24 protein-coding genes are annotated in these 26,953 nt (G+C 62.0%); 19 read left to right on the forward strand and 5 right to left on the reverse strand.

Annotated elements, in window-relative coordinates:
• Positions 1 to 311 precede the first annotated feature (311 nt).
• The 4 genes from AC3WQN_RS06125 (at position 312) to AC3WQN_RS06140 (ending at position 6,266) form a co-directional block, all read left to right on the forward strand.
• Positions 312 to 2,177 (forward strand): amidohydrolase, encoded by a 1,866-nt coding sequence (locus AC3WQN_RS06125; protein ID WP_178081955.1) that lies wholly within the window; start codon positions 312 to 314, stop codon positions 2,175 to 2,177.
• Between the two features lie 19 nt (positions 2,178 to 2,196).
• Positions 2,197 to 3,939 (forward strand): amidohydrolase, encoded by a 1,743-nt coding sequence (locus AC3WQN_RS06130; protein WP_103402015.1) that lies wholly within the window; start codon positions 2,197 to 2,199, stop codon positions 3,937 to 3,939.
• Between the two features lie 114 nt (positions 3,940 to 4,053).
• A complete protein-coding gene (locus AC3WQN_RS06135) occupies positions 4,054 to 4,794 on the forward strand; it encodes a TorF family putative porin (protein ID WP_103402016.1) in 741 nt (246 codons plus the stop codon).
• A 59-nt stretch (positions 4,795 to 4,853) separates the two neighbouring features.
• Positions 4,854 to 6,266, forward strand: a complete 1,413-nt coding sequence (locus AC3WQN_RS06140; RefSeq protein ID WP_103402017.1) for a purine-cytosine permease family protein — start codon at positions 4,854 to 4,856, stop codon at positions 6,264 to 6,266.
• Between the two features lie 212 nt (positions 6,267 to 6,478).
• On the opposite strand, the gene AC3WQN_RS06145 is transcribed toward AC3WQN_RS06140, so the two are convergent.
• From AC3WQN_RS06145 to AC3WQN_RS06155, 3 genes are all read right to left on the reverse strand, one after another.
• Complete coding sequence (locus AC3WQN_RS06145) at positions 6,479 to 7,021, reverse strand: hypothetical protein (protein WP_256587344.1); 543 nt, start codon at positions 7,019 to 7,021, stop codon at positions 6,479 to 6,481.
• 78 nt (positions 7,022 to 7,099) lie between these two features.
• On the reverse strand, positions 7,100 to 8,125 hold the full coding sequence (locus AC3WQN_RS06150) for a hypothetical protein (RefSeq protein ID WP_103402018.1): 1,026 nt from the start codon (positions 8,123 to 8,125) through the stop codon (positions 7,100 to 7,102).
• 549 nt (positions 8,126 to 8,674) lie between these two features.
• Complete coding sequence (locus AC3WQN_RS06155) at positions 8,675 to 10,009, reverse strand: aminotransferase-like domain-containing protein (RefSeq protein WP_103402019.1); 1,335 nt, start codon at positions 10,007 to 10,009, stop codon at positions 8,675 to 8,677.
• Between the two features lie 112 nt (positions 10,010 to 10,121).
• Between AC3WQN_RS06155 and AC3WQN_RS06160 the strand changes: the two genes are divergently transcribed.
• The gene (locus AC3WQN_RS06160; RefSeq protein ID WP_103402020.1) at positions 10,122 to 10,718 is read left to right on the forward strand and encodes a DJ-1/PfpI family protein; all 597 of its coding nucleotides are present in this window, start codon (positions 10,122 to 10,124) and stop codon (positions 10,716 to 10,718) included.
• A 145-nt stretch (positions 10,719 to 10,863) separates the two neighbouring features.
• Here the strand turns inward: AC3WQN_RS06160 and AC3WQN_RS06165 are convergent, their stop codons facing one another.
• A complete protein-coding gene (locus tag AC3WQN_RS06165) occupies positions 10,864 to 12,579 on the reverse strand; it encodes an amidase (RefSeq protein WP_103402021.1) in 1,716 nt (571 codons plus the stop codon).
• A 311-nt stretch (positions 12,580 to 12,890) separates the two neighbouring features.
• On the opposite strand from AC3WQN_RS06165, the gene moaC reads away from it, so the two are divergent.
• The 12 genes from moaC to AC3WQN_RS06225 all read left to right on the forward strand — a co-directional run bounded on the left by moaC (position 12,891) and on the right by AC3WQN_RS06225 (position 23,123).
• Positions 12,891 to 13,364, forward strand: a complete 474-nt coding sequence (gene moaC, locus AC3WQN_RS06170; RefSeq protein ID WP_103402033.1) for a cyclic pyranopterin monophosphate synthase MoaC — start codon at positions 12,891 to 12,893, stop codon at positions 13,362 to 13,364.
• On the forward strand, positions 13,361 to 13,606 hold the full coding sequence (locus tag AC3WQN_RS06175) for a MoaD/ThiS family protein (protein ID WP_103402022.1): 246 nt from the start codon (positions 13,361 to 13,363) through the stop codon (positions 13,604 to 13,606). The genes moaC and AC3WQN_RS06175 overlap by 4 nt, the downstream gene beginning before the upstream one ends.
• Positions 13,607 to 13,610: 4 nt before the next feature.
• Positions 13,611 to 14,078, forward strand: coding sequence for a molybdopterin synthase catalytic subunit MoaE (gene moaE / locus AC3WQN_RS06180; RefSeq protein ID WP_103402023.1), 468 nt, complete (start codon positions 13,611 to 13,613; stop codon positions 14,076 to 14,078).
• Positions 14,075 to 14,518, forward strand: coding sequence for a CopD family copper resistance protein (locus AC3WQN_RS06185; RefSeq protein WP_103402024.1), 444 nt, complete (start codon positions 14,075 to 14,077; stop codon positions 14,516 to 14,518). The genes moaE and AC3WQN_RS06185 overlap by 4 nt, the downstream gene beginning before the upstream one ends.
• A gap of 108 nt (positions 14,519 to 14,626) precedes the next feature.
• Positions 14,627 to 15,961 (forward strand): oxygen-independent coproporphyrinogen III oxidase, encoded by a 1,335-nt coding sequence (locus AC3WQN_RS06190; RefSeq protein ID WP_103402025.1) that lies wholly within the window; start codon positions 14,627 to 14,629, stop codon positions 15,959 to 15,961.
• A complete protein-coding gene (gene hemN / locus AC3WQN_RS06195; protein WP_103402026.1) occupies positions 15,945 to 17,333 on the forward strand; it encodes an oxygen-independent coproporphyrinogen III oxidase in 1,389 nt (462 codons plus the stop codon). Before AC3WQN_RS06190 ends, hemN begins: the two co-directional genes overlap by 17 nt.
• A 111-nt stretch (positions 17,334 to 17,444) precedes the next feature.
• Positions 17,445 to 18,236, forward strand: a complete 792-nt coding sequence (locus AC3WQN_RS06200) for a CbbQ/NirQ/NorQ/GpvN family protein (protein ID WP_103402027.1) — start codon at positions 17,445 to 17,447, stop codon at positions 18,234 to 18,236.
• Positions 18,220 to 18,807 carry a cytochrome c oxidase subunit 3 gene (locus AC3WQN_RS06205; protein ID WP_103402028.1) on the forward strand — a complete coding sequence of 196 codons (588 nt, stop codon included), beginning with the start codon at positions 18,220 to 18,222 and terminating at the stop codon, positions 18,805 to 18,807. The genes AC3WQN_RS06200 and AC3WQN_RS06205 overlap by 17 nt, the downstream gene beginning before the upstream one ends.
• Positions 18,808 to 18,818: 11 nt before the next feature.
• On the forward strand, positions 18,819 to 19,076 hold the full coding sequence (locus AC3WQN_RS06210) for a cytochrome C oxidase subunit IV family protein (protein WP_103402029.1): 258 nt from the start codon (positions 18,819 to 18,821) through the stop codon (positions 19,074 to 19,076).
• 259 nt (positions 19,077 to 19,335) lie between these two features.
• Entirely contained in the window at positions 19,336 to 19,776 is a 441-nt protein-coding gene (locus tag AC3WQN_RS06215; protein WP_095082456.1) for a c-type cytochrome, read from the forward strand.
• Positions 19,777 to 19,779: 3 nt separating this feature from the next.
• The gene (locus tag AC3WQN_RS06220; protein ID WP_103402030.1) at positions 19,780 to 21,207 is read left to right on the forward strand and encodes a cbb3-type cytochrome c oxidase subunit I; all 1,428 of its coding nucleotides are present in this window, start codon (positions 19,780 to 19,782) and stop codon (positions 21,205 to 21,207) included.
• Positions 21,208 to 21,284: 77 nt separating this feature from the next.
• Complete coding sequence (locus tag AC3WQN_RS06225) at positions 21,285 to 23,123, forward strand: nitric oxide reductase activation protein NorD (RefSeq protein WP_103402031.1); 1,839 nt, start codon at positions 21,285 to 21,287, stop codon at positions 23,121 to 23,123.
• A gap of 219 nt (positions 23,124 to 23,342) precedes the next feature.
• On the opposite strand, the gene AC3WQN_RS06230 is transcribed toward AC3WQN_RS06225, so the two are convergent.
• Entirely contained in the window at positions 23,343 to 24,668 is a 1,326-nt protein-coding gene (locus AC3WQN_RS06230) for a sigma-54 dependent transcriptional regulator (protein ID WP_103401100.1), read from the reverse strand.
• 344 nt (positions 24,669 to 25,012) lie between these two features.
• Between AC3WQN_RS06230 and AC3WQN_RS06235 the strand changes: the two genes are divergently transcribed.
• Both AC3WQN_RS06235 and AC3WQN_RS06240 read left to right on the forward strand, forming a co-directional pair.
• The gene (locus AC3WQN_RS06235) at positions 25,013 to 25,279 is read left to right on the forward strand and encodes a hypothetical protein (protein WP_103401101.1); all 267 of its coding nucleotides are present in this window, start codon (positions 25,013 to 25,015) and stop codon (positions 25,277 to 25,279) included.
• A gap of 327 nt (positions 25,280 to 25,606) precedes the next feature.
• Positions 25,607 to 26,896, forward strand: coding sequence for a hypothetical protein (locus tag AC3WQN_RS06240; RefSeq protein WP_103401102.1), 1,290 nt, complete (start codon positions 25,607 to 25,609; stop codon positions 26,894 to 26,896).
• Positions 26,897 to 26,953 lie beyond the last annotated feature (57 nt).

Raw genomic sequence — 26,953 nt, forward strand, 5'->3', positions numbered from 1 at the left:
AGGGCCCGTCACCGGGGTTTACCTGAAAGACCGCAACCATCTTGTTGGGGGCGTTTCACGCCCCAGCGGGAGCAAGCTCCCTCGCCACGAAGACAACGTTCAGTCAAGAACAGAGGCGTCGTACACATGCTCCGCGGCTTGATTGGTGGGTGCTTACCTGTCTTTGTGGGCGTAAGCCTGCTCTTGCCCCTCCTCATTTGTGGAGGTCCTTTCCGCTCCTGCGTTCTATAGGGTGTGCCCTGCATACCTCACAGGTTGCACGGCAGCGTGTCAGGGCCACTTCCACAATTATAAGAACAGGGGTGAGGCATTTGAGATTGTCCAGGCTGTTTATCGCCATTACCACGACAACGGCGCTTTCCTGCACGGCCCTGATGGGGCAGGTGCAGGCCGCAGCGCCGGCAGACATGGTCATGCGCAACGGTTACGTCTACACCGTCGATGGTCGCAACTCCGTGCAGCAGGCGATTGCCATCGCGGGCGGCAAGATCGTCTATGTGGGCAGCGATGCCGGGCTCGGCCCGTACATCGGTGCGCAGACACGGCAGGTGGACCTGGCGGGGCGCATGCTGATGCCGGGCTTCATCGACGCCCACATGCACCCGGGTGACGGCGGGCGCGCCATGACCTTGTGCGACCTGAAGTACCAGACGATGACCCGGGCGGCGTTCCAGGCGAGCATTCAGGCGTGCCTGGATGCCGACAAGGACAAGGGGCCCGATGTCTGGCTCGAAGTGGGCAGCTGGGACCGCATGGGCATGACCGGGCTCGACGGCGACGCCGACAAGTCGACCCTGGACGCACTGAAGACGGATCGCCCGATTCAGGTCCGTTCCACCGACTTCCATACCGTGTTGACCAACTCCCGTGGCCTGGCGCTCGCCGGCATCAACAAGGACACCGTCAACCCGGGCGACGGCAAGTACGCCCGCGACAGTGCCGGCAATCCGACTGGCATCTGCGAGGACGGAGCGGCCGAGGCCATGGCCGCGGTGGTGCCGCCGGCCACTGACGCCGAGAAGCTGAACCAGGCCCGTGCCGCGCTGGATGCTCTGCGTCAGCAGGGCATTACCAGCTTCTTCGACGCCCTGTCGGGCCCGGAAAACGCCAAGGCCTTCAGCGCCCTGCAACAGTCAGGTGAGTTGACGGCCCGGGCCTTGCTGGCGATCAAACTGGACCCGGCCGCCGCCTCAGCGGACCCGGCCAAGACCATCGCCGAGGCCAAGGCGCTGGCCAGCACCTTCGACCAGGGCGAGGCCAAGGTGGCGCCGGGGGTGAACATGCGTCACGTCAAACTGTTCATGGACGGCATCATCAACGCCCCGGCCGATACCGGAGCCCTGTTGACCCCCTACCTGCACAACACCGGAACCGACAAGGCGCCCCAGTGGACCCCCGGGAAAAACCTCGGCGAACTGTACTTCCCGGCGCAAGTGCTCAATCCGTTGCTGCTGCAGGCGGTCCAGGCCGGCCTTGACCCGCATCTGCACGCCACTGGGGAGCGGGCGGTGCGCGACGCGCTCAATAGCATCGAATACGTGCGCCGCCAAATGCCCGGCAATGGGTTCCGCCCGGCGATCACCCATGCCGAGACGGTGGACCCCGCCGATTACGGACGCTTCAAGGCGCTGGATGTGACCGCCAACATGTCATTCCAGTGGGCCCAGCAGGCGCCGTCCACGGTCGACGGCACCAACGAGCACCTGGGCGCCGAGCGTTTTGCCCGCATGGAGCCCTCGGGCAGCATCAGCCGCGCAGGTGGTCGGGTGGCCTATGGCAGTGACTGGCCGGTTGACCCGCTGGATGAATTCCTCGCGCTGAAGATTGGCGTAACCCGCTCGGGCGATCCGCTGAACCCCCACAGCTATGGCCCCAAGTACGCCGGCAGGCTCAATGGCGACCCTGCATTGACGCGGGCCGAAGTGCTGCGGTCCATCACCTTGAATGCCGCCGAGCAACTGCGCCTGGAGGCCGTCGTCGGCTCGCTTGAGGTCGGCAAGTTCGCTGACCTGATCGTGCTGGACAAGAACTTCATGCAAGCACCTGAAGAGGAACTGGCTCGCAACAGCGTGCTGCTGACCCTGGTCGGCGGCAAGGTGGTGTGGGCCAAGGCACCGTTCACCGGCCTTGCGCCGACGGCGTCGACCCAGGCTTCGATTTCCCGATCCGCCCAATAGAAAACTAGAGAGCGTTCCGATGCAAAGATTTATTCCAAACCTGTTGGCCGCCGCATTGGCCTTATCCTCGGTGCAGGCGATGGCCGCCGCCGATCTCGTACTGTTCAACGGCAAGGTGTTTACCGCCGAACCCGGGCAGGGGCTGGTCCAGGCGGTGGCGGTGCAGGATGGCAAGATTCTCAAGGTCGGCAGCGATGCCGAAATCAACGCCTTGGCCGACGCCAGTACCCAGCGTATCGATCTGGCGGGCAAGGTGCTGATGCCCGGGATGATCGATACCCATAGCCACCCGGTGGTGGGCGCGTTCGACAGCCTGCGCGCCAACCTGCTGGACGAAGTCAAGCCGATGCCGGAGCTTGAGCAGTGGTTGATCGAGCAGGATAAGGCAGGCCGAGCCCGTGCCGGTGACGTGATCAGCATTGCCGGGACGAGTTCGGCTTACTGGGAAAAAAGCCGCGAGCTCGGGAAGGTATTCAACCAGGGCCGCTGGGCCGACCAGCCGATCGTTTTCAGCGGGATCGATGGGCATACCGGCTGGGCCAACAACGCCATGCTCAAGCGCCTGAAGATCGACGCGGTCATGGTCAAGGGCCTGTCGGAACAAGAGCGCAGCTATGTGGGCCACGAGAAGGACTTCACCCCTAACGGCTACTTTGCCGAGTCGCTTTGGGACAAGGTGCGCAACGGCATTCCCGCGCCGGATGAAGCGACCATGGTCAAGGCCGCCCGCGAGGCGGTGAAGATCAACAATGAATATGGCGTCACCGCCTGGATGGACGCGGCCTCGAACGGCGGCAGCGAAGATTCGCTGTTCGACTTCAAGGCCACCCCGGACAGTGTCGGCGTACTGCCGCTGTACCGTGAGCTGGCGCAGAAGGGCGAACTCACTGCCCACGTCGCGGCGCTGCTGGTGACCAACCCCAAGAGCAAGCCCGCAGACCTGGAAGTCCTGGCCACGGTGATGAAGAAGTTCGAGGGTGTGCCCAACCTGACGTTCCCCGGGATCAAGGTGTTTGCCGACGGTGTCCTGGAGTACCCGGGGCAAACGGCCGCGGTCATCGTACCGTTCAAGAACAGCCACAAGAACGGGCAACTGCTGATCGACCCGGCGCACTTCGGTGAGCTGGTGGTGGCGGCGGAGAAGCGTGACTGGATCGTGCACATGCATGCGGTCGGCGACCGGGCCGTGCGTGAGTCGCTCAATGGCTTCGAATACGCGCGCAAGCTCAATCCGCAGCCGATGCCCCATAGCATCAGCCACCTGCAACTGGTCAACCCCAAGGAGTTCCCGCGCTTCAAGCAACTGGGGGTGATCGCCTCCATGCAATTGCTCTGGGCCACCGGTGAGAGCTACACGGTCGAACTGGTCAAGCCGTACATCAGCGCCTTTGCCTACGGTTACCAGTACCCGGCCAATTCCCTGCAACACGCCGGGGCGATGATCGCCGGTGCCAGTGACTGGCCGGTGTCCAGCCCCAACCCATGGAACGCCATTGCCCAGGCCATCACGCGCAAGGGGCCGCTGGGAGTGTTGAACGCCAAGGAAAGCGTCGACCGCCAGACCATGTTCCAGGCCTACACCCTCAACGCCGCCAAGACCCTGCGCCTGGAGAAACAGATCGGCTCGCTGGCGCCCGGCAAGCAGGCTGACCTGATCATCCTCGACCGCGATGTGTTCAAGGTCAGCAACGAGGACCTGTCCGAAACCAAGGTCCTGAACACCTTCTTTGCCGGCAAACAGGTGTACGGCCCGGCGTCCTGACCAGCGCTTCACCCGTCGCACGCAACAACTGCCTGGCTCCTCCCGCATCGAGGGGCCTGGCATCGCCTTGCCCGAAATTACCCGCACACTCAAAAACAACAATAAGGGTTTTACATGAACGCACGCTCAATCTTCGCCCTGGCCGGCCTGATACTGGCCCCCCTGACCGCACAGGCCCTGACCCTCAATGACGACTTCAGCCTCGACGTCACCCTGGGCGCCGTCAGCGACTATCGCACCCGTGGTATTTCGCAGACCCTGGGCGACCCGGCGATTCAGGGTGGCGCCACATTGCTGCACAGCAGTGGCCTGTACATCGGCGCCTGGACCTCGAACGTGGACTTTGGCGGTGGCTACAAGACGCGCCAGGAGCTCGAGTACTACGCCGGCTACTACTGGCAGGCGACCGAGGCCATCAGCCTCGACCTTGGCTACATCAAGTACGACTACCCCAAGGAAGGCCAATTCAACATGAGTGAGGTCTACGCCGTCCTTGACCTGTACGGGGTCAAGCTTGGCGCCAACTACTCCAACGATACGCCCAACTACTTTGGTGAAGACCAGGACACCCTGTACGCCTACCTGGGCTACACACTCGCCTTACCGGCCGAGTTCGGCTTGGACCTGCGCGTGGGGCACAACGACGTGAAGGATCCGGCGTTCTGGACTGCCAGCGGTGATAATCGCGAGTCCTACTACGAGTGGGAGGCCAAGCTGACCCGTGACTTCGTGGGCGTGACCTGGGGGCTGAGCTATGTCGACACCGACCTGTCAAAAAGCGAATGCGCCAGTTGGTATGGCTATGACGACCTGTGCGGGGCCACGGTGGTAGCCAGCGCCAGCAAAACATTCTAAGTTCACGGCCGTACAACAAAAACAACAGCCGCTTTCGGTTCCGCCAAGGAAACACCCCCATGACCCAGGTCATCGATAGTCCCAAACGCAGTTCACTGATCGAGACACGCTCGATCGATTTCATTCCCGAGGCCGAGCGTCACGGCAGTCTCTACAGTCAGTTCACCTTGTGGCTCGGCGCCAACCTGCAGATCACCGCCATCGTCACCGGGGCCCTGGCCGTGGTGCTGGGTGGCGATGTGTTCTGGTCGCTGATCGGCTTGCTGATCGGTCAACTGCTGGGCGGCGCGGTGGTAGCGCTGCACGCAGCGCAGGGGCCCAAGCTCGGGTTGCCGCAGATGATCTCCAGCCGCGTGCAGTTCGGCGTCTATGGCGCGGCCATCCCGATTGTGCTGGTGTGCCTGATGTACCTGGGTTTCAGCGCCACCGGCGCGGTGCTGTCAGGGCAGGCCATCGCCCAGTTGATCAGTGTCAGCGACAGCGCCGGCATCCTGATTTTTGCCGCCTGCATCGCGTTCCTGACGATCTTCGGCTATCGGGTCATTCACCTGGTGGGCCGGGTGGCCAGTGTGCTGGGCATCATTGCCTTTGCTTACCTGTTTACCCGCCTGATGACCCTCAACGACATCGGCCTGTTGCTGGACAATCGCCACTTCAGCTGGAGCACCTTCCTGCTGGCGGTGTCCCTGTCGGCATCCTGGCAGATCGCCTTTGGTCCCTACGTGGCCGACTACTCGCGCTACCTGCCGAGCAAGACGTCGTCGTGGAAAACCTTCGCCGCCGTCGGCCTGGGTACGGTGCTGGGCGCCCAGGCGTCGATGGTGCTGGGGGTGTTTGCCGCGGCGTTGGCCGGGGCCAATTTTCGTGGGCATGAAGTCGCGACCATCGTCGGCCTGGGCAGCACCGGGGTGATGGCCTCCTTGCTGTACCTGAGCGTGGTCTTCGGCAAGGTCACGGTGTCCACCCTCAACGCCTACGGCAGCTTCATGTGCGTGGCCACCATCATCAGCGGCTTCCGCCGTCGCCTGGAGATTACCGCCGGGCAACGCATGGTGTTCGTGCTGCTGATTGTCGCGGCATCCACCACGCTGGCGCTGCTGGGGCAGTACTCGTTTCTCACCTCGTTCAAATATTTCATCCTGTTCCTGCTGACCTTCTTCACCCCCTGGAGCGCGATCAACCTGGTGGATTACTACTTCATCAACAAAGAGCGCTATGACATCCCGGCATTGTCCGATCCAGCGGGGCGGTATGGTCGCTGGAACCTGTTGGGGATCGGGACGTACGTCGTCGGCGTGTTGATCCAGTTGCCGTTTGTCGACACCCATTTCTACTCGGGACCGATGGTCGCGCAGTTGGGTGGCGTGGATATTTCCTGGATCGTCGGGCTGGTGGTGCCAGGCCTGCTGTATTACCTGCTGGCCCGCTCGTCCGCCATGGCCGCGTTGCCCGAGCCAGGCAGCAAGGCTTGAGTGTATAGACCAGCGAGCGCTCACCCGGACGGGTGGGCGTTCCTCGGTCCGAGGGGGCTGGCCTGGCGCCCAATACGAAACGTCAGGTGTCTTGTTACTGCAATCCGAAACTCGCCGTCAGGCGCTCAATGATCCTGTCCAGCGTTCCCTTCAGGCCAATGGCCTTCAGATCAATTTCTTCTTTCGCCAGGCGATCCAGAAACGCTCTCATGTCATTCCAGATGCTGTCTGGCAATTGAATGGGGGTCATCTGTCAATTGACCGCTCAGCTGCAATACATCATTTCGATGCTTGCGAATGTTCTTACTGTCTACTTGCTCCCCGGCCCGTTTACGGGCTGACAAGTCGAGCCAAGCAACCGCTTTGAATGGAATCAGCCGGTCGGCCTTGATGTAGGTCACTGCTGCAGTGTTCTGCAGGCCATCCATGAGAAATGCATAGTAGGTATCGTCGAGCAGAATTGCGGACAGACTGGATACCGATTCGTCTGTGGGAATGGGTCTCAGGGTGGCATTCTCGGGGTGCTCAAGCCCTTCGGGAGCACGAGAAAACAGTTCAATCTGTACGGGGAAAGTATCATTTTCCGGATTCTGAAAACGGTAGAAAATGGGTCTTTCGCCACCAACTTGCTTGATCTGGTATCCACCTGCCTTGATGAAGTCCCAGAAGTGGACAACAAACTCAGTATTCAGTGCCTCAATGACCAGAACGATGTCCAGATCCTTGGTGGTCCGGAACGATTCCCCCGGCCTCATCCATCGTCAGCCAGGAGGCAACACCACCAATCAGTACGTACTGATCGCGATAGGCGATGAAGTGCTTTGCGAAAACATCTAGTCCTCTGATTTCAGCCATTCGACCTTCTCCTTGATTTCATCCAGTGCTATCTGGATACGTTCATCCGGGTTGTCCTCCAGACTCAGCAGTAACGATGCTTCATCTGCTATATGGTTTTCAGTCTTTAGGCTTCTGTAGGCCCAGATTTCGACCCATGCCCTGGTTTCATCCACTGAGTCCGCCACCTTGAGCGCGTTCTGTTCGACCATGGCATCGAACTGTTTCTTGGTCATGCCATAGACCGGCTGTACGGGCTCGGCAAGCATTGTGTATTTCGCGAGCGCGGTCTCGCCGGCGAGAAAAACGCCGTTCACCAAGGGTAGCTTTCTGTCGATGGCGACCTTTCGCTTGACGGGTGAGCGCATGTACCGGCGTGCATGGCTGAAAACCCGAGTACGAGAAGATCCGAACGAATACAAATTCATGAACCCCTGGCTTGGCGCGGCTTCCAGAATGCGTAGTTTCAGAAGCTGGTTAATCACTTTGGAGAGGGTAACGCGGCTGTAGTTGAACCCGCCCATGATGGCATTAGACGTATAGAGCGTATCGCTTCCCCAGTCTTGAGTCAGACAGCCCAGTAACATGGCCTGTGCTGCGGGTAGCAAGACCGTTACCTCTTCTTCATTTCTACGGGTGCGAACGCTCTCGCGCAGATCCATGGCAAGCTCAGGAATGAACATCTGGTAGCCGGGCTGGATGAAATTGATGTGATGTGCGATCAGGCTGCGGCGCTCAGGCGCCGATAGGGATTTGCACACGTACACCACCACCTCGTCCGTTGCTTTTCGTACTAGCGTGATGTGTTTTGCGAGTGCCACGGCGCCGGGGTATTCATCTTCCACAGGCAGTAGCAGAAGCATCGAGAGTGTCGATTTGCTGCTGATCAGAATGTTCAGGTGGAGGAGGGTGTAGGCATCCTTGATATGAAAGGGAACCCTCAGTTCAGAGGTCGGGTTCAGGTGCGCCTCCACACCCAGTGTCGATTCGATGTAAACCTTAATGTCGTCTCGTAACCTGGTCATTTCAAGTCATCGTGTAAACTAATTTTTATCACTGTAAGTCATGATTGTTTACGAGTCAAAAAAGTAGATTACAGCTTGGTGTGGGGCTATGGAGAAATCACCTGGACCGAGTAAGTGCAGTTGAAAAGGATGTAAAAAGTCCGATACCAGACATCCGGTATCGGATTTTCGAGGGAGCCCGCGCTTGGTCTCAAATACGAAAAAGCCCGCACAAGGCGGGCTTTGGAAATCGAGTAGGTGGCCGGTGCTGGTCTCCGGCTTACAAGGTTTATCAGGCCTCTCACAGAAAAGATTATTCAAATTGGGCTTTTCTGCTTCACACGGCATAAGGGCTGGATCCCAGCGCGGAGATCTTTCTAACCGTGTACCCTTCGGAACGCGCCCCACGTTTCCTTGCTATCCTCTTGCGCATCAGTCTGCGTCTTCACCTACACCTTCAGGATAGCAAAGCTTGCTCGAAGCAAGTCGGGCTTGTTAGACCGATTGCGCTCAAGGGAAAAGGCGGCAAGCTGGAAAAATGCTATCGCCTGCCGGCTCTCCCGGCGGCCCTCAGAAAGAATGAGCCTCTACCACCTGCTTGACCCTGGCGAGCGCTTGCTCAAGCGTGTCCAGCGCCAGCGAACCCAATGCGAGCCTGATCGCGTGAGGCGGGTGGGCGGAGGTTGCGAAGGGCTCGGCGGTGGACACTGAAACCTGCTGCTCCATCAGTGCCGTCGCGATCCGGTCGGCTCGAACCTCTTCGCCCAGCGGCAGCCAGAGGCAGTAGGAGTTGGGATGGCTGATGCAGGTCAAGCCGGACAACGCGGCCCTGGCCAGGGTTTGCCGGTGGGCGGCATCCCGACGTTTCTCTCCCTCCAGGCGCGTGACCGTGCCGTCGTCGAGCCACTGGCAGGCAATCGAGGTCATCACGCCCGGGGTGTTCCAGACCGTGGCGCGGATGGCTCTTTCCAGGGCTGGGACCCAGCCGACAGGCGCCGCGACAAAGCCGACGCGCAGGCCGGTGGCGACGCTTTTCGACAGGCCGGACACGTACACCGTTCTTTCCGGCGCCCGTGCCGCCAGGGGCGCCGGCGGATCTTCGGCGAGGAAGGCATAGGCGGCGTCTTCGATGATGATCAGATCATGCTCGCGGGCGATGCGCACCAGGCGTTGCCGCCAGTCCTCGCTGGCGACCCAGCTTAACGGGTTGTGCAGGGTCGGCATGGTGTACACCGCCCGTACCTTTCTGCGTTTGCACAGGTGCGCCAGGGCATCCAGGTCCGGTTCGCAGCCGGCAGAGGGGATGGGCGCCAACTCCAGGCGCTGGGTGTCGGCGAGGACTTTAAAACCGGGGTAGGTCAGCGCATCCGTCGCCACCACATCGCCCGGGCGCAGCAACCCCATGACGGTCGTCGCCAGGCCGTGCTGAGCGCCACTGACCATCAGCACCTGTTCCTCACCGACGTCCAGGCCCCTGCAACGCAGATGCCGGGCCACGGCGGCGCGCTCATGGGGACGGCCGCCGTGGGGCTGATAGCGCAGCAAGGCTTCCAGATCGCCCGACGTCGCCAACTGGCGCAAGGCGCCCCGCAGCAACTCGGCCTGACCGGGTAGGGCGGGGTAGTTGAAGTTCAGATCCAGTACGCCCGAAGCGACTGCGTGCTGGTCGATGCCCAACCCTGGCGGTAACGAGGTCTCCCGGACAAAGGTGCCGCGCCCGGCTTCGCCGCTGACCAGCCCCATGGCCTCCAGCTCCCCATAGACACGGGTCGCGGTGGCCAGTGCCAGGCCTTCGCGGGTCGCCAGTTCGCGGTGGGTGGGCAGGCGCGTACCCGGTGTCAGGCGTCCGGCACGAATGTCGGCGGCGAACGCGTCCACCAGGGACTTGTAGCGGGAGCGGGCCATGGCGTTGTATCCAGTACAATAATTTGATTGTACTGATTATTCGCCATAGCCTGCGCCTGTACAACCGCCGACCTGCGGCGGCTGCCAGTCACGTCTGTGCGAAGGCCCCCTCATGCATATCGCGATTCTCACGTTCGAAGGTTACAACGAACTCGACTCCCTCATCGCGCTCGGCGTTCTCAACCGCGTCAAGAAACCGGGATGGCGCGTATCGATTGCCAGCCCGAGCGCCCGCGTCCGCTCGATGAACGGGGTGGTGATCGAGTCCACTGCCACGCTGCATGAGGCCAGTGAAGCCGAGGCGGTCATCATCGGCAGTGGCTCGCTGACACGCGAAGTCGTCGCCGACAGCGCCCTGATGGGGCAACTGCAACTTGATCCGTCACGGCAACTGCTGGGGGCGCAATGTTCGGGCACCCTGGTGTTGGCAAAACTGGGTCTGCTCGATGGCGTGCCGGCGTGTACCGACCTGACCACCAAGCCCTGGGTCCAGGCGGCTGGCGTTGATGTGCTGAACCAGGCGTTCTTCGCCAAAGGCAACGTCGCCACGGCTGGCGGATGCCTGGCCTCGCCCTATCTCGCGGCCTGGGTCATTGCGCGCCTGGAAGGTGTCGAAGCGGCCGAAAGCGCATTGCACTACGTGGCCCCGGTGGGGGAAAAGGAAGCGTACGTGGCGCGCGGGATGGGCAATATCGCGCGGTATCTGTAGGCGCAGCGGTTAACGGCCAGATGCTGCCGTTACTCGGTGGCGTCAACGGCCTCGTGGTACTGGATGCGATCGGTTGGCAGCGACGGCTTCCGGGCCGAGGCCCCGGGCGGGATTGGAGCGTACACGGCCCCAATCCCGCCAACGGCTATGGCTTGTCCGCCAGCAGCGGTGGGGTTCGAGGCGGGATCAGGCGCTGGGTCCCGGTCGACTCAAATGCCGAGGCCAAGCGCAGCAGCGTCGAATCGTCATAGGCCCGACCGGCAAAGGTCAGCCCGACGGGCATGCCGATGTCCGGCATGACGCCCATTGGCACGGTGACCGTGGGCACGCCCAGATGGCGGATGGCAAGGTTGCCGTTGGCGACCCAGACACCGTTGCTCCAGGCAATGTCCGCCGACTGCGGATCGACATCGGCATTCGCCGGCGCCACGTCGGCCACTGTCGGGAACAGCACCGCATCGAGCCCCAGCCGGTCCATCCAGTCCTCGAGATCGATGCGCCGGGTCTGTTCCAGGCCCCGCAGACCGTCAGGCACGGTGCTGATCTGGTCCCAGGGGGTAATGCCTCGCTCGGCCATCCGAACGTACTCATCCATGCCCGCGGCAAGGTCGCCTTCCCGGTTGGGGAGGGTTCCCGGGTCGTGGGGGAAAATCAGCGGTCCGTCCACGTCGACCAGGCGGTTCAACCTGGGGTCGCCATTGGCCTGGAGAAAGTCATCGAACGCCCAGGCCGTCAGGTCCCACAACTCATGGTGCAGGAACTCCTTGGACACCAGGCCCCGGTTGTATACGGTCGGCGCACCGGGACGATCACCCTCGCAATTGGAGACCAGCGGGAAATCGACCTCGATCACTTCGGCGCCAGCGGCTTCAAGTGCCTGGCGAGCCGCTTCCCAGAGCCCGATCACCGAGGGCCGGGTATTGATTCGCTGGCCTGTCGGGCCACCGATACCTGGCGCATCCGCCGTGCCCGCTTCGGGGTCGGCGTTGATGTACATGCGCGGCACGCCCAGGCGCTTGCCCGCCAGTGCCGAGGCATTCGCGGCGAGCTCCAGATAGGAGGCCGGACGCACCGAGGCGACGCTCGGCAGGGGCACCCAGGGTTGCATGCGCCACAGGTCGCCCCGGGTGTCGGGGTCCTCCGCGACCACCACGTCGAGCACCTCGAGCAGGTCCGCCATGGTTCGGGCGAACGGCACCACAACGTCCATGGTGGGTGTCAGCGGCCAGTTGCCGCGTACCGAGATCACCCCGCGTGACGGTGTATAGGCACACAAGCCATTGTTCGAGGCCGGACCCCGTCCGCTGGACCAGGTTTCTTCCGCCAGGCCGAACGCGGCGAAACTGGCCGCGGTGGCGGTGCCTGCGCCGTTGGACGAGCCCGAGGCGAAGGGGGCGGTGAGGTAGTCCGCATTGTACGGACTCTCCGCCCGACCATAGACCCCGCGCTGCATGCCGCCGTTGGCCATGGGCGGCATATTGGTCTTGCCCAGGCAGATCGCGCCCGCGCCGCGCAGCCGTTCGATGGTGAACGCATCGCGATGGGCGATCAGGGTGGCGAAGGCCGGGCTGCCAGAGGCTGCGGTGAGCCCCTTGACCAGGTAACTGTCCTTGGCGGTGTAGGGGATGCCATCGAGCGGACCCAGTGTCTGGCCCTTGGCCCGACGGGCATCGGAGGCCTGCGCCTCAATGAGTGCGTCGGGGTTGCGCACCACCACCGCGTTGAGGGCGGTGGACGTCTCGGGGCCGTCGTAGGCCTCGATCCTGGCGAGATAGGCCTGGACCAGCTCAACCGCCGTGGTCTGGCCTGATTCGAGCGCTGCGCGCAGTTGGGCAATGGAAACCTCGGTGACCTCGATCATGGGGTTACCACCGTCGGCAGATGAGGGGCGTGGTGAAGGTTTCCATCACGCGGGATCCTGTGCTCAGGGGCATCACTTGTCTCAAACTGGGTGTTCATATCGGTTCTCATGCGCAGCATGCGTCAGGTGGTAAGCGCATAGTTTACTGGCGATTGCCCATTCGAAAAGCACCCGTCTGCACCTTTCGGGTTTTCCCGGTCGTGAGGGATTCTTGATCACCGTCAATCGCCCGAGTCAGCCGACGCTGTAGCCTGCACGACAACCCGTTGCTGTCGTCGAAACCACAAGGTCTGTTGCCCATGAGCGAAGTTGTGCTGACTCACCTCGATTCCGATGGCCACGCGCGGATGGTCGATGTCACCGAAAAAAGCGTGACCTGCCGCGAAGCCATTGCCGAAGCCTGGGTGCGGATGCGTGCCGACACCGCGCAGTTGATTGTCAGCGGTGGCCATCCCAAGGGAGACGTGTTCGCGGTGGCGCGGATTGCCGGGATCCAGGCGGCCAAGCGCACCAGCGAATTGATTCCGCTGTGTCATCCGTTGCTCCTGAGCAGCGTCAGCGTGACGTTGAGCCTGGAGAGCGACAATCGAGTGCGCATCGTCGCAGGCTGCAAGCTGGCCGGGCAGACCGGGGTCGAGATGGAAGCGTTGACCGCCGCCAGTGTCTCCGCCTTGACGTTGTATGACATGTGCAAGGCGGTGGACCGTGGCATGAGCATCGAGTCGGTGCGTTTGCTGCACAAGAGCGGCGGCAAGAGCGGCATCTATGAGGCGCCAACCCCATGAAACTCACTGTGCATTATTTCTCCCGCTACCGCGAAACCGTGGGGCGCGACGCCGAAGTCATCGAGGGGCAGTTCGCCTCGCTCGATCAATTGCGCCAGCACCTGGCAGGCCGCTCCGGCGCCTGGCAGGTACTGGCCGAGCAGCACCTCATGTGTGCCCGCAACCAGGACATGTGTGGGCTCGACGAACCCCTGAAGGACGGCGATGAAGTGGCGTTCTTCCCCACCGTGACAGGGGGCTGAGACGATGATTCGAGTGCAGGCCGCCTGTTTTGATCCCGGCGCCGAAGTCAACGCCCTGCAGGCCGGCAGCGCAGGGGTGGGCGCGGTGGTGAGCTTTGTCGGATATGTGCGGGATTTCAACGCGGGCCAGGACGTGTGCGGGATGTTCCTTGAACACTACCCGGGCATGACCGAAAAGGCCCTGGGCAAGATCGCCGACGAGGCCCACCAGCGCTGGTCGCTGCTAGGCCTGGAACTCATCCATCGGGTCGGCGCCTTGCAGCCGGGGGACCCGATCGTTTTCGTCGGCGTCACCAGCAGTCACCGTCAGGCGGCTTTCGAGGCCTGTGCCTTTGTCATGGATTACCTGAAAACCCGTGCGCCGTTCTGGAAGAAGGAGCAGGGGGCACAAGGCGCGCAGTGGGTCGAGGGGCGCGACAGCGATCACCAGGCGGCACAACGCTGGGCCGAAGCTGTTCCGGGGGGCACATGAGCTATCCGCTGCTGCTGATCGTGCATCTGTTTGCTGCGCTGGTGTTTATCGGCACGGTGTTCTTCGAAGTCCTGTTCCTGGAAAGCATCCGCAAGCAGCTACCGGCCAAGGTCATGCTGTTGCTCGAGCAGGGCATCGGTCGGCGCGCCAGGACCCTGATGCCCTGGGTCTTGCTGGCGTTGTTCGGTGCCGGGCTGGGCATGGTCTGGTTGCGCTACCTGCCGGTCCTGGCCGCGCCGCTGGCATCGTCGTTCGGCACCTTGCTGCTGTTGAAAATCCTGTTGGCCGTCAGCGTGCTCATGCATTTCTTCACCGCGATGTTCCTGTTCAGGCGCGGGCGCATGAAGGCCCGTTACCTGAATGTGATTCACCACAGCCTGTTCGGGCACATGGTGGCCATCGTACTGTTGGCCAAAGGCATGTTCTATCTGACCTGGTGAACGGGACAGACGGTGGTGCGGCGCGGCACCGGTGCTTGATGCAAATCAAGGAGCCTTGAGCGATAACGCCGGACACTGGCGACCTGCAGCCAGTCTCGGAGCTCTGTCATGGCCGATTTACTCCACGCCCGCCGCGAGCCTTTCGTTCGCCACGACCAAGGCGTGCTCGACCCCAATTGTCATGCCGACACCCGCAAGTTTCATGGCGGGATCGGATCTCTGGATGTGCTGCGGGCATTGCGCGTCAGTCGCCAGAAGTGTCGTCCGCTGTCGTTGAACGTGCAGCTTCCCGCAGGCTTCAGGTCTGACCCCCATTTTCAGTGTCTGCTGCGCGAGATCGACCTGCTGGGGTGTCACCTGGGGGCGGGGCAACGTGTCGAGCAATTCCACCTGGGCGGTGGAACCCCGCAGGCGCAGCCTTTGCAGCGGCTGATGGCGCACCTGCGCAACCGGTTCAACTTTCTCGGCCACGAGTGTGGCGACTACAGCGTCGATGTCGATCTGCATCACACCGATTGGGCGATGATGGGCTTGCTGCGTGACCAGGGGTTCAATCATGTGAGCATCGGTGTCCCGGACATCGGCACCGACGGCGAGCGGTCAGCGACCTGCTACCAGAACCCCGCACCCATTCACTCGCTGATCGATGCCGCCCGTACCTTCGGTTATCGCTCCGTCAACGTCGACCTGGGGTACGGCCACGCCTGGCAGACCCCGCACAGCTTCGCCCTGAAACTGGCGGCCATCATCGAGCTGGAGCCGGATCGCGTGCAGGTATTCGACTACGCCCAGCCGCCACCGCGCTACCGGCATGGGCACCACGCTGCCGATGCCTGCAGCGAGGACGCCAAGGGCGCGATGCGCCGGATCAGTTTTGAACAGCTGCTGGCCGCCGGGTATCAGCCCATTGGCCTGGGGCAGTTTGTCCGCCCCGACGATGACCTGGCGATCGCGCAGGAACGCGGCCGCTTGCGTCGTACCTGCCACGGCTTCACCCGCCACGGCTACTGCGATCATGTCGGCTTCGGGCCGGGCGCCATCAGCCAGTTTGACGAGTTGTATGCGCAAAATACCGAGGACCCTGAGCACTATCTGCAGCAGTTGCACAGCGGCCAGTTGGCAATCTGCCGTGGCTGGCGCTGCGAGGCGGGCGATCAGGTCAGGCAGTTGGTGATGGAGCGCCTGGCCTGTGACCTGGAGCTGGATATCCGGGCCATCGAAAGCCGTTACGGACTGATTTTCCGCCAGTACTTCGCCGCCGCCTGGCAGTGCCTCCAGCAGATGAGCGAGGACGGCCTGGTCGAGCTCTCGGAGCGCTTTATCAGCATTCTTCCGGCCGGACGGCTGGAGGTGGACGCTATCTGCCGGGTGTTCGAACAGGACGTGAACCCTCCTGGGCACTCATCCTCTCAAGAGTTGATCGATCATGATGCCTGTCTTTGATTTCAATCGTGCCCTGGTCCGCAAATATGACCGCCCAGGGCCGCGCTACACCTCCTATCCCACCGCGCCGCAGTTCCATCAGGCCTTTGCGGTCGACGACTATCGGCAAGCGGTGCAGGCCAGCAACCAGTTGGCCGTGCCCAAGCCGCTGTCCGCCTACATCCACATTCCGTTCTGCCAGAGCCTTTGTTACTACTGCGCCTGCAACAAGATCATCACCCGCAAGCCCCAGCGCGCCGTGGAGTACCTGGGCTACCTCAAGCGCGAGATCGCTATGCAGGCGGCCTTGTTCGACCGCACTCGAACACTCACGCAACTGCACCTGGGGGGCGGCACACCGACTTACCTGAGCGACGAACAATTGGCCGAGCTGATGGCGTGCCTGCATCAGGCCTTCAACCTGGATGACAGCGATGACCACGAGTTCTCCATTGAGGTCGACCCGCGCACCATCAGCACCGGGCAGGTGCACACGCTGCGTGGGCTGGGCTTCAATCGCCTGAGCTTCGGCGTGCAGGATTTCGATCCGGCGGTACAGGCGGCGGTCAATCGCCAGCAAAGCGAAGAGCAGATCTATGGGTTGGTCGCTGCCGCGCGCGAGGCGCACTTCAAGTCGGTCAGCGTCGACCTGATCTATGGCCTGCCGTTGCAAACGGTGGACAGCTTCGGTGTCACCCTGGACAAGATCATTGCACTGCACCCCGACCGGATCGCCGCCTACAGTTACGCCCACATGCCGGAACTGGTGCGCGCGCAACGGCTGATTCGCCCGGCCGACATGCCGCCGCCCGAGCGCAAGCTGGAGTTGCTGGAACTGACCATCCGCCGTCTGACCGAGGCCGGTTACGTCTACATCGGCATGGATCACTTCGCCTTGCCCGAGGACGAGCTGACACGGGCCCGGGCCAATGGCACCTTGCAGCGTAACTTCCAGGGGTATTCGACCCATGCCGACTGTGACTTGATCGGCCTGGGCGTGTCGTCGATCGGCAAGGTCGGCGACAGCTACAGCCAGAGCGTCAAGGAGCTTTCGCAGTACTACGCGCGGATCGATCAAGGCCTGTTGCCGGTGCATCGCGGTTACCGCCTGAGTGCCGACGACCTGTTGCGCCGGGAGGTGATCAGCGACCTGATGTGCCATGGCCGAGTCGAATTCGCCCGGTACGAAAGGCGCCATGGCATCGATTTTCGAGAGTACTTTGCCGACGCTCTGGGGCAACTCCAGGAGCATGTTCGTGACGGTCTGGTGCAGATTCATGCCGACGCTTTGCACCTGCTGCCGCAGGGGTACCTGATGATGCGCAGTACGGCCATGGCGTTTGACGCCTACCTCGGGGACGGGCAAAAAGGCCTGTTTTCGCGCACGGTGTGAGCCGCTGGCCGTGCGCTTGACGGCGATCAAGTTTGCCGGCCGTGGCGCTTGCCGAGTGATCGCTGGGGCCCGTAGCGTGTTCCTTGAACCCGCTATCGAATCAGGTATCCCATGGACCCCAGGCATGCGTGCGAACCCTTCTACCAACCGCTGAACAATGAGCAGGCGCTGTTCGAACAGGCCTGGCAGCATGGCATGCCAGTCCTGATCAAGGGCCCCACGGGCTGTGGCAAGACCCGCTTCGTCCAGCACATGGCCCACCGCCTGAACCTGCCGTTGCATACCGTGGCGTGCCACGATGACTTGAGCGCCGCCGACCTGATCGGCCGGCACCTGATTGGCGCCGAGGGCACCTGGTGGCAGGACGGGCCGCTGACCCGCGCGGTGCGCGAAGGGGGCATCTGTTACCTCGACGAAGTGGTCGAGGCCCGCCAGGACACCGTGGTGGTCCTGCATCCATTGGCCGACGACCGTCGTGAGTTGTTCCTGGAGCGCACCGGCGAAGTGCTGCGGGCACCGCCATCCTTCATGTTGGTGGTGTCCTATAACCCCGGTTACCAGAACTTGCTCAAGGGCATGAAGCCCAGTACCCGCCAACGTTTCGTGGCGATGCGCTTCGACTACCCGGCGCCCGCCGAGGAAGCGCGCATCGTCGCTCGCGAGGCCCGGGTGGACGCCGCGCTGGCAAACCAGGTGGTCGGGTTGGGGCAGGCATTGCGTCGCCTGGATCAACATGACCTGGAAGAAGTGGCGTCCACACGCTTGCTGATCTTCACCGCGCGCATGATCGGTGCCGGCATGAATCCCCGCGAGGCCTGCCTGGCCTGCCTGGCCGAGCCGCTGAGCGATGACGGGGTGACGGTGGCCGCGCTGATGGACGTGGTTGATGTCTACTTCGGCTGACACCGCCGGGCGCTCGCGTCGCCACTTGCCGGGGGACCTGGCGATGTGGTTTTTCATCCTCGCCGAGCTGACGGTGTTCGCCATCCTGATTCTGGCATTCGCCGTGACCCAGGCAATCAAGCCGCAACTGTTCGTCGAAAGCCGTCAGTTGCTCAATACGTCCACTGGCCTGGCGATGACCCTGAGCCTTCTCACCGCCGGGCTGTTCGCCGCGCTGGCCCAGGAGCAAGTCAGGCGCTCATTGCCTCGCCACGGCGCTGTCTACCTGCTGGCAGCGCTGTTCGCCGCCAGCGTCTACGTGGTGTTGAAGCTCACTGAATACCGGCACTTGCTGGCCTCGGGGCTGGGCATGGAGCACAACACCTTTTTCACCCTCTACTGGATCCTCACCGGGTTTCATTTTCTTCACGTATTGCTTGGCATGGTCATTCTCGGATGGCTGGCCGAGCGTTGCTGTCGTGGCCTGTACGACGCCGGCAACCGCAGCGGATTTGAATCCGGCGTGCTGTATTGGCACATGGTCGATCTGATCTGGGTCGTGCTTTTTCCGCTGGTCTACGTTCTGAATTGATGGGGGGGCTGATGTCAGTTTCCAGGTTTTTGCTCGTCTGTTGGGCCGCACTGGCGACGTTAAGCGTGTGCACGGTGGTGCTGGCACAGTCCGGCGCGACGTGGTCGCTGTCCGTGGCCATTTTGCTGGTGGCGGTCGGCAAGGCCTGGCTGATCACCGATGGCTTCATGGAGCTGCGCCGCGCACCACGATTGTGGCGAGGGTTGATGGTGAGCTGGGCGCTGGTGTTGGCAGCCGTTGTGGGATTGATGCTGGTGTCAGGCAGCTAACCAACCTGTGGCGAGGGAGCTTGCTCCCGCTGGGGCGCGCAGCGGCCCTAAAACCAGTCACCGCGATATTCGGATAGAAAGCAGGTGCAAATGCGGCCGCTACGCAGCCGAGCGGGAGCAAGCTCCCTCGCCGCAGGTATGTGCCTGGCTTCCTGGCGCCAATACCCGAGTGAAACCATCGGCGTTTCTTGATCGTCATCAAGCAGATTCCAGACCCTCGCTTCCTATCATGGACGGGCCAAGCAAAGAGGAAGCGACCATGTCAGAGACCTTCACCAAAGGCATGGCCAGGAACATCTATTTCGGGGGGAGTGTGTTCTTCTTCCTGATATTCCTGGCCTTGACCTATCACACCGAGCAGACCTTTCCCGACCGCAGCAATGCAGCGCAATTGACCGAATCAGTGATCCGCGGCAAGACGGTCTGGGAGCAAAACAACTGCATCGGTTGCCACACGTTGTTGGGCGAGGGCGCTTACTTCGCGCCTGAACTGGGCAATGTGTTTCAGCGCCGAGGCGGCGAGGAGGCGTTCAAACCCTTCTTGCATGCCTGGATGAAGATGCAGCCCCTGGGCGTACCCGGGCGTAGGGCGATGCCGCAATTCAACCTGAGTGAGCAGGAAGTCGACGACATCGCCGAGTTCCTCAAGTGGAGCTCGAAAATCAATACCAATGGCTGGCCGCCAAACAAGGAGGGCTGAGTGATGAGCATTGCCAATCCACATCTGAAGTTCGCCTCGCAAGCCGTGGCCAAACCTTACTTCGTATTTGCCCTGATCCTGTTCCTGGGCCAAGTGTTGTTCGGTTTGATCATGGGCCTGCAGTACGTGATAGGGGACTTCCTGTTCCCGGTCATTCCCTTCAACGTCGCGCGGATGGTGCACACCAACCTGCTGATTGTCTGGCTGCTGTTCGGTTTCATGGGGGCCGCCTACTACCTGATTCCGGAGGAGGCCGACCGTGAGCTGCACAGCCCGAAGCTGGCGCTGATCCTGTTCTGGGTGTTCGCCGCCGCCGGTGTACTGACCATTCTCGGTTACTTGCTGGTGCCTTATGCGGGCCTGGCGAAGCTGACCCACAACGAGCTGTTGCCGACCATGGGCCGGGAGTTCCTGGAGCAGCCGACCATCACCAAGATGGGCATCGTGGTGGTGTGCCTGGGCTTCCTCTACAACATCGGCATGACCCTGCTCAAAGGCCGCAAGACCACCGTCAGCATGGTCATGATGACCGGGTTGATCGGCCTGGCGGTGTTCTTCCTGTTCTCCTTCTACAACCCCGGCAACCTGGCCCGCGACAAGTTCTACTGGTGGTGGGTGGTGCACCTGTGGGTAGAGGGTGTGTGGGAACTGATCATGGGCTCGATGCTGGCCTTCGTGCTGATCAAGATCACCGGGGTGGACCGGGAAGTGGTGGAAAAATGGCTCTACGTGATCATCGCCATGGCGCTGATCACCGGGATCATCGGCACCGGTCACCACTTCTTCTGGATCGGCGCACCCGAGGTCTGGCTGTGGGTGGGCTCGATCTTCTCGGCCCTGGAGCCGCTGCCCTTCCTGGCCATGGTGATCTTTGCCTTCAGCATGGTGAAGAACCGCCGCCGGCAGCACCCGAACCGCGCCGCCACGCTGTGGGCCAAGGGCACCACCGTGACCGCCTTCTTCGGCGCCGGGGTCTGGGGTTTCCTGCACACCCTGGCACCGGTCAACTTCTACACCCATGGCTCGCAACTGACCGCCGCCCACGGGCACCTGGCGTTCTATGGCGCTTACGCGATGATCGTGATGACCTTGATCAGCTACGCCATGCCACGCCTGCGCGGGCTCGGTGAGGCCGCCGACGAACGCTCGCAGACCCTGGAGATATGGGGCTTCTGGTTGATGACCCTGTCGATGGTGCTGATCACCCTGATGCTCACCGCCGCCGGCGTGGTGCAGGTGTTGCTGCAACGTTGGGCAGAGGACGGCAGTGCATTGCCGTTCATGGCCACGGTCGAGCATCTGCAAGGCTTGTTCTGGGCGCGCCTGGTCAGTGGGCTGGGGTTCTTCGCGGGGCTGCTCTGCTACCTGGCGAGCTTCCGCCAGCGCGCTCGTGCCGCGTTGCGCGCACCGGCGGCGGTGGTTCCATCATGAGTCGCCGTTAGGTCTGGAAAGGGTCGGTCCGGCGGCGACGCCGGGCCGTTTTTTGGCACATGAAACCAGGAGGCTCCATGGCCTTCACCCTTGAATTGGAAGAATGGGTCGGTAGCGTCTGGCATCGCTTCATCACCCGCCGCGCGAGCCCGGACTTCCCCGAGGCCCGGGTCGAACTGGCCCCGCGGCAACGCTCGCTGGCGCTGTTGCAGCGGGCCATGGGCGATGTCGGCAACCGGGGCGTGGAAGCTGCCAGCGAGCGTGACCTGCTGCTGCGGCGCACCCTGTTGCAGCAGATCGCCGGCACCTGCCGGCAAGTGCCGTTGGCCTGGTGCGACGCGCAGAATCTGCGTCTGCCGGCGAGCCTGGCGGTGTTTCCCGACGCCGGACTGAATGAGGAACTCTATCGCTGGCTGGCACTGTTGGCGGCGCATTCCGGGCCGATGCGGCACTGGGGCCGGGACAATCAACGCTGGACCCAGACCCTGTTGCAGCGCTATCCGCCGTTGCGCGCACGCTATCGGCGCCTGGTCGAGGCCCATCTGCAACTGCGCCCGGATCCGGCGTCGCTGAGCCCTGCCGAAGCCGCGCTGGAGCGCAGTGTGTGTCAGGCCCTGCGCGAACCGGGCAGTGTCAGCGAGTTTGTGCGCAGCGAGCGGGCGGCCTGGCCGGTACCGCTGTGGCTGTATCCGCCGCTGCATCTGGCCAGCCCGCAAGCGGCGGATCTCGAGGAGTCGGATGAGTGCCTGGCGACACCTCCCGGCGAACAGCAAGGCGGTCGCAAGCGCGCCACGCGGATCGACGACAGCACGCGCCAGGGTGGGCTGCTGGTGGTGCGCCTGGAGAACCTGTTCAGCTGGACCGAGCACGTGGACCTGGATCGCTGGTCGGATGACCGCGAAGACCCCGACGCCGCAAGGGTCGCCGATGACCTGGACCAACTGACCTTGTCGCGCACCCGCCTGCGTAAGGGCGGTGGTCTCAAGCTGCACCTGGATCTGCCACCGGCGGACGTCGATGACATCCCCCTGGGGGCGGGCATCAAGTTGCCGGAATGGGACTATCGCCAGGCGCGCTTGCGAGACGACTTCGTCAACCTGCAAGTGCTCGTGCCCCGTGATTCTCAGGCGCAGCCGCTGCCTGCGCGGCTCAAGCCCTCGGCGCAGCGCTTGCGGCGACAGTTCGAACACCTGCGCAACGACCGGCAGTGGTTGCGGCAGCAGCCCCAGGGCAGCGAGTTGGATATGCAGGCCTGGCTGGATTTTCACGTCGAGCGTGCGCATGGGCAGTGCGCCGAGCGTGGCCTGTTCATGGAGCAACGCCAGACTCGCCGCGATCTGGCGTGCCTGTTGCTGGCCGATCTCTCGATGTCCACCGACGCCCACCTGAACACTGAACATCGGGTGATCGATGTGATCCGCGACAGCCTGCTGCTGTTTGGCGAAACCCTGTCGGTGCTCGGCGACGACTTCGCCCTGTACGGGTTTTCCTCGCTGCGCCGCCAGCAGGTGCGAATGCAGGAACTCAAGGCGTTCGATCAGCGTTACGACGACACTACCCGGGGGCGCATTCAGGGGCTCAAGCCGGGTTACTACACGCGCATGGGGGCCGCCATCCGCCAGGCCACCCAACTGCTGGGCGGCTGCAAGCGGCGGCGCAAGCTGTTGCTGTTGCTCACGGACGGCAAGCCCAATGACCTGGATCTGTACGAGGGGCGCTACGGCGTTGAAGACACCCGCCAGGCGGTGCTGGAGGCCAGGCGACAGGGGCTGACGCCGTTTTGCATCACCATCGATCGTGAAGCCGGTGCGTACCTGCCGTACATGTTCGGCGGCCATGGCTACACCCTGATCCACCAACCGCAACAACTGCCCCTGCGCTTGCCGCAGCTGTATCGGCAATTGACCCAGCCTTGAGGGTAATGCGGTTCAGTTAAGAAGCGCTTAAAGCGAGTAAAAGCCCCGTGGCGAGCGAGCTTGCTCGCGCTGGGGCGTGAAGCGCCCCAACAAAGCGACTGCGGCCTTTCAGAACGAACTCGGCGATAGTTTTTGGGGCTGCTGTGCAGCCCAGCGCGAGCAAGCTCGCTCGCCACGGGAGGTGTTCAGCGCTTTTACTTGCAGCTGAAAACTTGCAGCTCAACGTATCTGATGCTTGTGCAACAAACGGTAGAAGGTAGGCCTGGATATCCCCAGCACTTTGGCGGCCATGCTCAAATTATCGCTGTGACGATTAAGTACATCGCACAAGGCCTGGCGCTCTGCCCGGTGCTTGTAGTCTTCCAGCGTGCCTATCGGCGCGGCAACGGCCTGATGGCTGATCAGCCCCAGGTCTCGCGCTTCGATCTGCCGGCCTTCGGCCAGTACCAACCCGCGACGTACCCGGTTGGCCAGCTCGCGAACATTGCCCGGCCAATCGTGCTTGCCCATGGCGACCAATGCATCCTCGCTGAAGCTACGGGGGCGGCGTCCGGTTTCCTGGCTGTAGAAATGGGAAAAATGGCTGGCCAGCATCGACAAGTCACCCTGTCGTTCGCGCAAGGGTGCGGTGACCACCTGCAACACGTTGAGCCGGTAGTACAGGTCCTCACGAAAGCGCTTGGCTTCGATGGCCGACTCGAGGTCGACGTGGGTGGCCGCCAGCACCCGGACGTCCACCGGTATCGGCTGGCTGCCGCCCACGCGCTCGATGTGTTTTTCCTGGAGAAATCGCAACAGATTGGCTTGCAGCTCCAGGGGCAGGTCACCGATCTCGTCGAGGAACAGCGTGCCACCGTTGGCGGCCTCGATACGCCCGACCTTGCGTTGATGGGCACCGGTAAAGGCGCCCTTCTCATGGCCAAACAGCTCGGACTGGATCAAGTGTTCGGGAATCGCCCCGCAATTGATCGCTACGAAGGGTTTGCTGTGGCGTTGCGACTGGCGGTGCAGGGTTCTGGCCACCAGTTCCTTGCCGGTGCCGCTTTCTCCGCGGATCAACACCGGGGACTCGGTGGGCGCCAGTTTGCTCAGCAGTCTGCGCAACTCCCGGATCGGTTTGCTGGTGCCCAGCAGCTCGTGCTCCAGCTGATCGACGTGAATCGTGCCCATGCCACGTAGCCGCGCCATGCCAAACGCGCGGCCGAGTGTCACCTGGACCCGGGAAACGTCAAACGGCAAGGTATGAAAATCGAAAAACCACTCGCAGACAAAGTCACCGACATTCTGCAAGCGCAACATTTCCTGATTGAGGACGGCAATCCACTCCGCGCCACTACGGCTGATGAGCTCCTTGACCGCCTCTGGCCGCTCCAGATGAAAAGGCTGCAGACGCAGCAACCCGACATCGCAGGTGAAATCGGCGGCGTTTTCGAGGGTGCAGCTGTCGACATCCCAACCGATGTCACACAAGCCTGGTAACAGGCGGTGGCAATCCTCACAGGGATCTACCACCAATAAACGGCGCACTGCGGGTGTATCGATCATGACTGTTCCTTGACGCCAAAATAGTAGAAAAGGTATTAGAAACAGTCGTTTGGCGGTCCTGCGGTTAACGTTAGCAAAATCTTGACACTTTCTTGTATCGTTTAACTATAAGGTTAATCATGTTTTCGTTATAACAACCCGCCTCGCAAGCCCGCTTTCAACCGGAAACCTTTCATTCAGCTTTCAACGCAGCGCGTTATCTTGAGTATTTGAAAGAAAGTTGAAATTTCTTTTGATTGTGTGTGACCTGCCCATGGGTTGCGGGCATCAGTACAAGTAACCAGCCGAACGGTAAGCCCAACCGACGGCACATCACTTGATTGGGCACATAGAGAGAAAACCCCATGAACGCCCCGCTCCGTATCAACGAAGCTCTTTTGATTGCCGACCGCGCATTCACACCTTTCCAATGCGTGGCCTGGGCCCCACAAGACGGTACCGGCGAACTGACGCTGACCGTCATCGACCGCACCAGCACCCCTATCGGCCGCAAGCAGATCCCTTGCAGCGCCTACAGCGATCCGGCACAACTTGAAAACCTGCTCAAACAGGCCCGCGCCGAACTGAGCGAAGAAGGTTATCAACTGCAATCCTGGACGATGCCGCAATAACTTGAAGAGCAGGTGGATGACTGCCAGGTTATCCACTTCTCTTTATATGTACCCCCCCGCGCCCCCCTGCCGACGAATGGGCCTTAGTTCGTTATTAGTGTTTGCCAGATGGCTGCATACTTATAGTTTCCGACTGGACTGGCGATCAACGGTCGTACGGGACCGTTAAAACTCTAAAAGTCTTCAAAAGACACTGTTCTGGCACAAAACGCTGCTCCGCCTGTGATTTCTGCCAGTTGTGCATCGCTGCAATCAGCGCTTGAATGATGACTTCGTGGAGTCCTGCGCCTTGATTCTGGGTCGGGTCGACCCACAGGGAGATGCGGCATGTCCACCCGTCACGCTTTCGCCTCCGCTCCCGCCCTTGAGCCGGCGGGTCAGCTCGATACGAGCTTTGCGTCCGCCGGTAAGGCCTGGATCGATTTCGCCGGCAGCCAGTGGAGCATGGCCAACGATGTTGTCGTCGACGCCACGGGCCGACTGCTCGTGGCTGCCAAGGTTGGCATGAACGACACCTGCTGCTATGGACTGGCCCGGCTGCATGCCGATGGCTCACCGGATCTGGGCTTCGGCACCCAGGGCAGTTTGACCGGACAGTTCGAAGGCGGCTTTGAAGCCACAGGCAGTAAGGTTCAGGAACTGCCCGATGGGCGGATCCTGTTGTCCGGCTTGCTGTATGAAAGCCCCCACCGTACGTTGCCAGCCCTGGCGCGATTTGATCAAGACGGACGTCCAGACCCGACCTTTGGCGATCAAGGCGTGCAGGTGGTGCGTCTGCCCGGCGATTTGTCCCGAGGGTTGCGCGACGACTGGCTGCCTCCGGGGGTGCCCGGCGCCGAAGCCTGCGACACTCAGGTTCAGGCTGACGGCCGCCTTCTCCTGCTGGCCAATCATCACTACGAACTCGCAGACCACGTGGGTATCCTGATCCGCCTTGAACCGGACGGATCCTTGGATACCACGTTCAACGACCGCGGTTTTATCATGGTCCGCCACCTGCTGCTCAACACCTGGCTTGCCCGCTTGTTGCTGCAAAAGGACGGCAGGATCGTGGTGGCTGGCTCCATCGATCTACCGCAGGAAGGCTTGCTTGCGCGCTATGACCGCGATGGGCAGCTGGACAGCGGTTTTGCCGAACAGGGTTTTCTCAGTTTCCGCACCCAGGGCCGCAGTGCACAGGTCAGCCATGTCATCGAGCAGCCTGATGGACGCCTGCAGTGTTTTGGCAGCAGTCGCGACCCCATGCACTGCCTGATGCTGAATGTGCGTAGCGATGGCCGACCTGACAGTCGTTGCAATAGCGGACGTGCAGAGGTGCTCGAAATCGGCCGCACCCCCAGCCAATGGACTGCAGCCACTGCTTGCCCCAATGGTCGGGTACTGAGCGCAGGTTCGACCATCGGCGGGATTGAAGGGGATTTCATTCTGGCGCGCTACCTGCCGAACGGACAGCTCGATCGCGGCTTCGGCAGGGGTAAAGGCTGGGTCCGTACCCGTTTGGGGCGCAGCCAGGACACGGCAACCTCGGTGGCGCTGCAGGCGGACCTGCGGATTGTGGTTGGAGGGCACTCTCTGGACGGTCGCCATCGTGCCGTACTGGTGCGTTATCTGGGCTAACGCTTGCTATCTACGTGCAGCAATAATAATCAAGAACTTGATCTTCAAGGAGTGTTA

The organism is Pseudomonas sp. FW300-N1A1 (assembly GCF_058789115.1).

Bases quoted from the DNA above. Each gene is read 5' to 3' on its own strand.
- AC3WQN_RS06215 (WP_095082456.1), top strand. From the start codon at position 19,336: ATGTCAGAGACCTTCACCAAAGGCATGGCCAGGAACATCTATTTCGGG.
- AC3WQN_RS06190 (WP_103402025.1), top strand. From the start codon at position 14,627: ATGGCCGATTTACTCCACGCCCGCCGCGAGCCTTTCGTTCGCCACGAC.
- AC3WQN_RS06150 (WP_103402018.1), bottom strand. From the start codon at position 8,125: ATGACCAGGTTACGAGACGACATTAAGGTTTACATCGAATCGACACTG.
- AC3WQN_RS06220 (WP_103402030.1), top strand. From the start codon at position 19,780: ATGAGCATTGCCAATCCACATCTGAAGTTCGCCTCGCAAGCCGTGGCC.
- AC3WQN_RS06185 (WP_103402024.1), top strand. From the start codon at position 14,075: ATGAGCTATCCGCTGCTGCTGATCGTGCATCTGTTTGCTGCGCTGGTG.
- AC3WQN_RS06145 (WP_256587344.1), bottom strand. From the start codon at position 7,021: ATGAGGCCGGGGGAATCGTTCCGGACCACCAAGGATCTGGACATCGTT.
- AC3WQN_RS06135 (WP_103402016.1), top strand. From the start codon at position 4,054: ATGAACGCACGCTCAATCTTCGCCCTGGCCGGCCTGATACTGGCCCCC.
- AC3WQN_RS06175 (WP_103402022.1), top strand. From the start codon at position 13,361: ATGAAACTCACTGTGCATTATTTCTCCCGCTACCGCGAAACCGTGGGG.
- AC3WQN_RS06230 (WP_103401100.1), bottom strand. From the start codon at position 24,668: ATGATCGATACACCCGCAGTGCGCCGTTTATTGGTGGTAGATCCCTGT.
- AC3WQN_RS06210 (WP_103402029.1), top strand. From the start codon at position 18,819: ATGTCAGTTTCCAGGTTTTTGCTCGTCTGTTGGGCCGCACTGGCGACG.
- AC3WQN_RS06240 (WP_103401102.1), top strand. From the start codon at position 25,607: ATGTCCACCCGTCACGCTTTCGCCTCCGCTCCCGCCCTTGAGCCGGCG.
- AC3WQN_RS06130 (WP_103402015.1), top strand. From the start codon at position 2,197: ATGCAAAGATTTATTCCAAACCTGTTGGCCGCCGCATTGGCCTTATCC.
- AC3WQN_RS06205 (WP_103402028.1), top strand. From the start codon at position 18,220: ATGTCTACTTCGGCTGACACCGCCGGGCGCTCGCGTCGCCACTTGCCG.
- AC3WQN_RS06165 (WP_103402021.1), bottom strand. From the start codon at position 12,579: ATGATCGAGGTCACCGAGGTTTCCATTGCCCAACTGCGCGCAGCGCTC.
- AC3WQN_RS06140 (WP_103402017.1), top strand. From the start codon at position 4,854: ATGACCCAGGTCATCGATAGTCCCAAACGCAGTTCACTGATCGAGACA.
- AC3WQN_RS06160 (WP_103402020.1), top strand. From the start codon at position 10,122: ATGCATATCGCGATTCTCACGTTCGAAGGTTACAACGAACTCGACTCC.
- moaE (WP_103402023.1), top strand. From the start codon at position 13,611: ATGATTCGAGTGCAGGCCGCCTGTTTTGATCCCGGCGCCGAAGTCAAC.
- AC3WQN_RS06225 (WP_103402031.1), top strand. From the start codon at position 21,285: ATGGCCTTCACCCTTGAATTGGAAGAATGGGTCGGTAGCGTCTGGCAT.
- hemN (WP_103402026.1), top strand. From the start codon at position 15,945: ATGATGCCTGTCTTTGATTTCAATCGTGCCCTGGTCCGCAAATATGAC.
- AC3WQN_RS06200 (WP_103402027.1), top strand. From the start codon at position 17,445: ATGGACCCCAGGCATGCGTGCGAACCCTTCTACCAACCGCTGAACAAT.
- AC3WQN_RS06155 (WP_103402019.1), bottom strand. From the start codon at position 10,009: ATGGCCCGCTCCCGCTACAAGTCCCTGGTGGACGCGTTCGCCGCCGAC.
- AC3WQN_RS06235 (WP_103401101.1), top strand. From the start codon at position 25,013: ATGAACGCCCCGCTCCGTATCAACGAAGCTCTTTTGATTGCCGACCGC.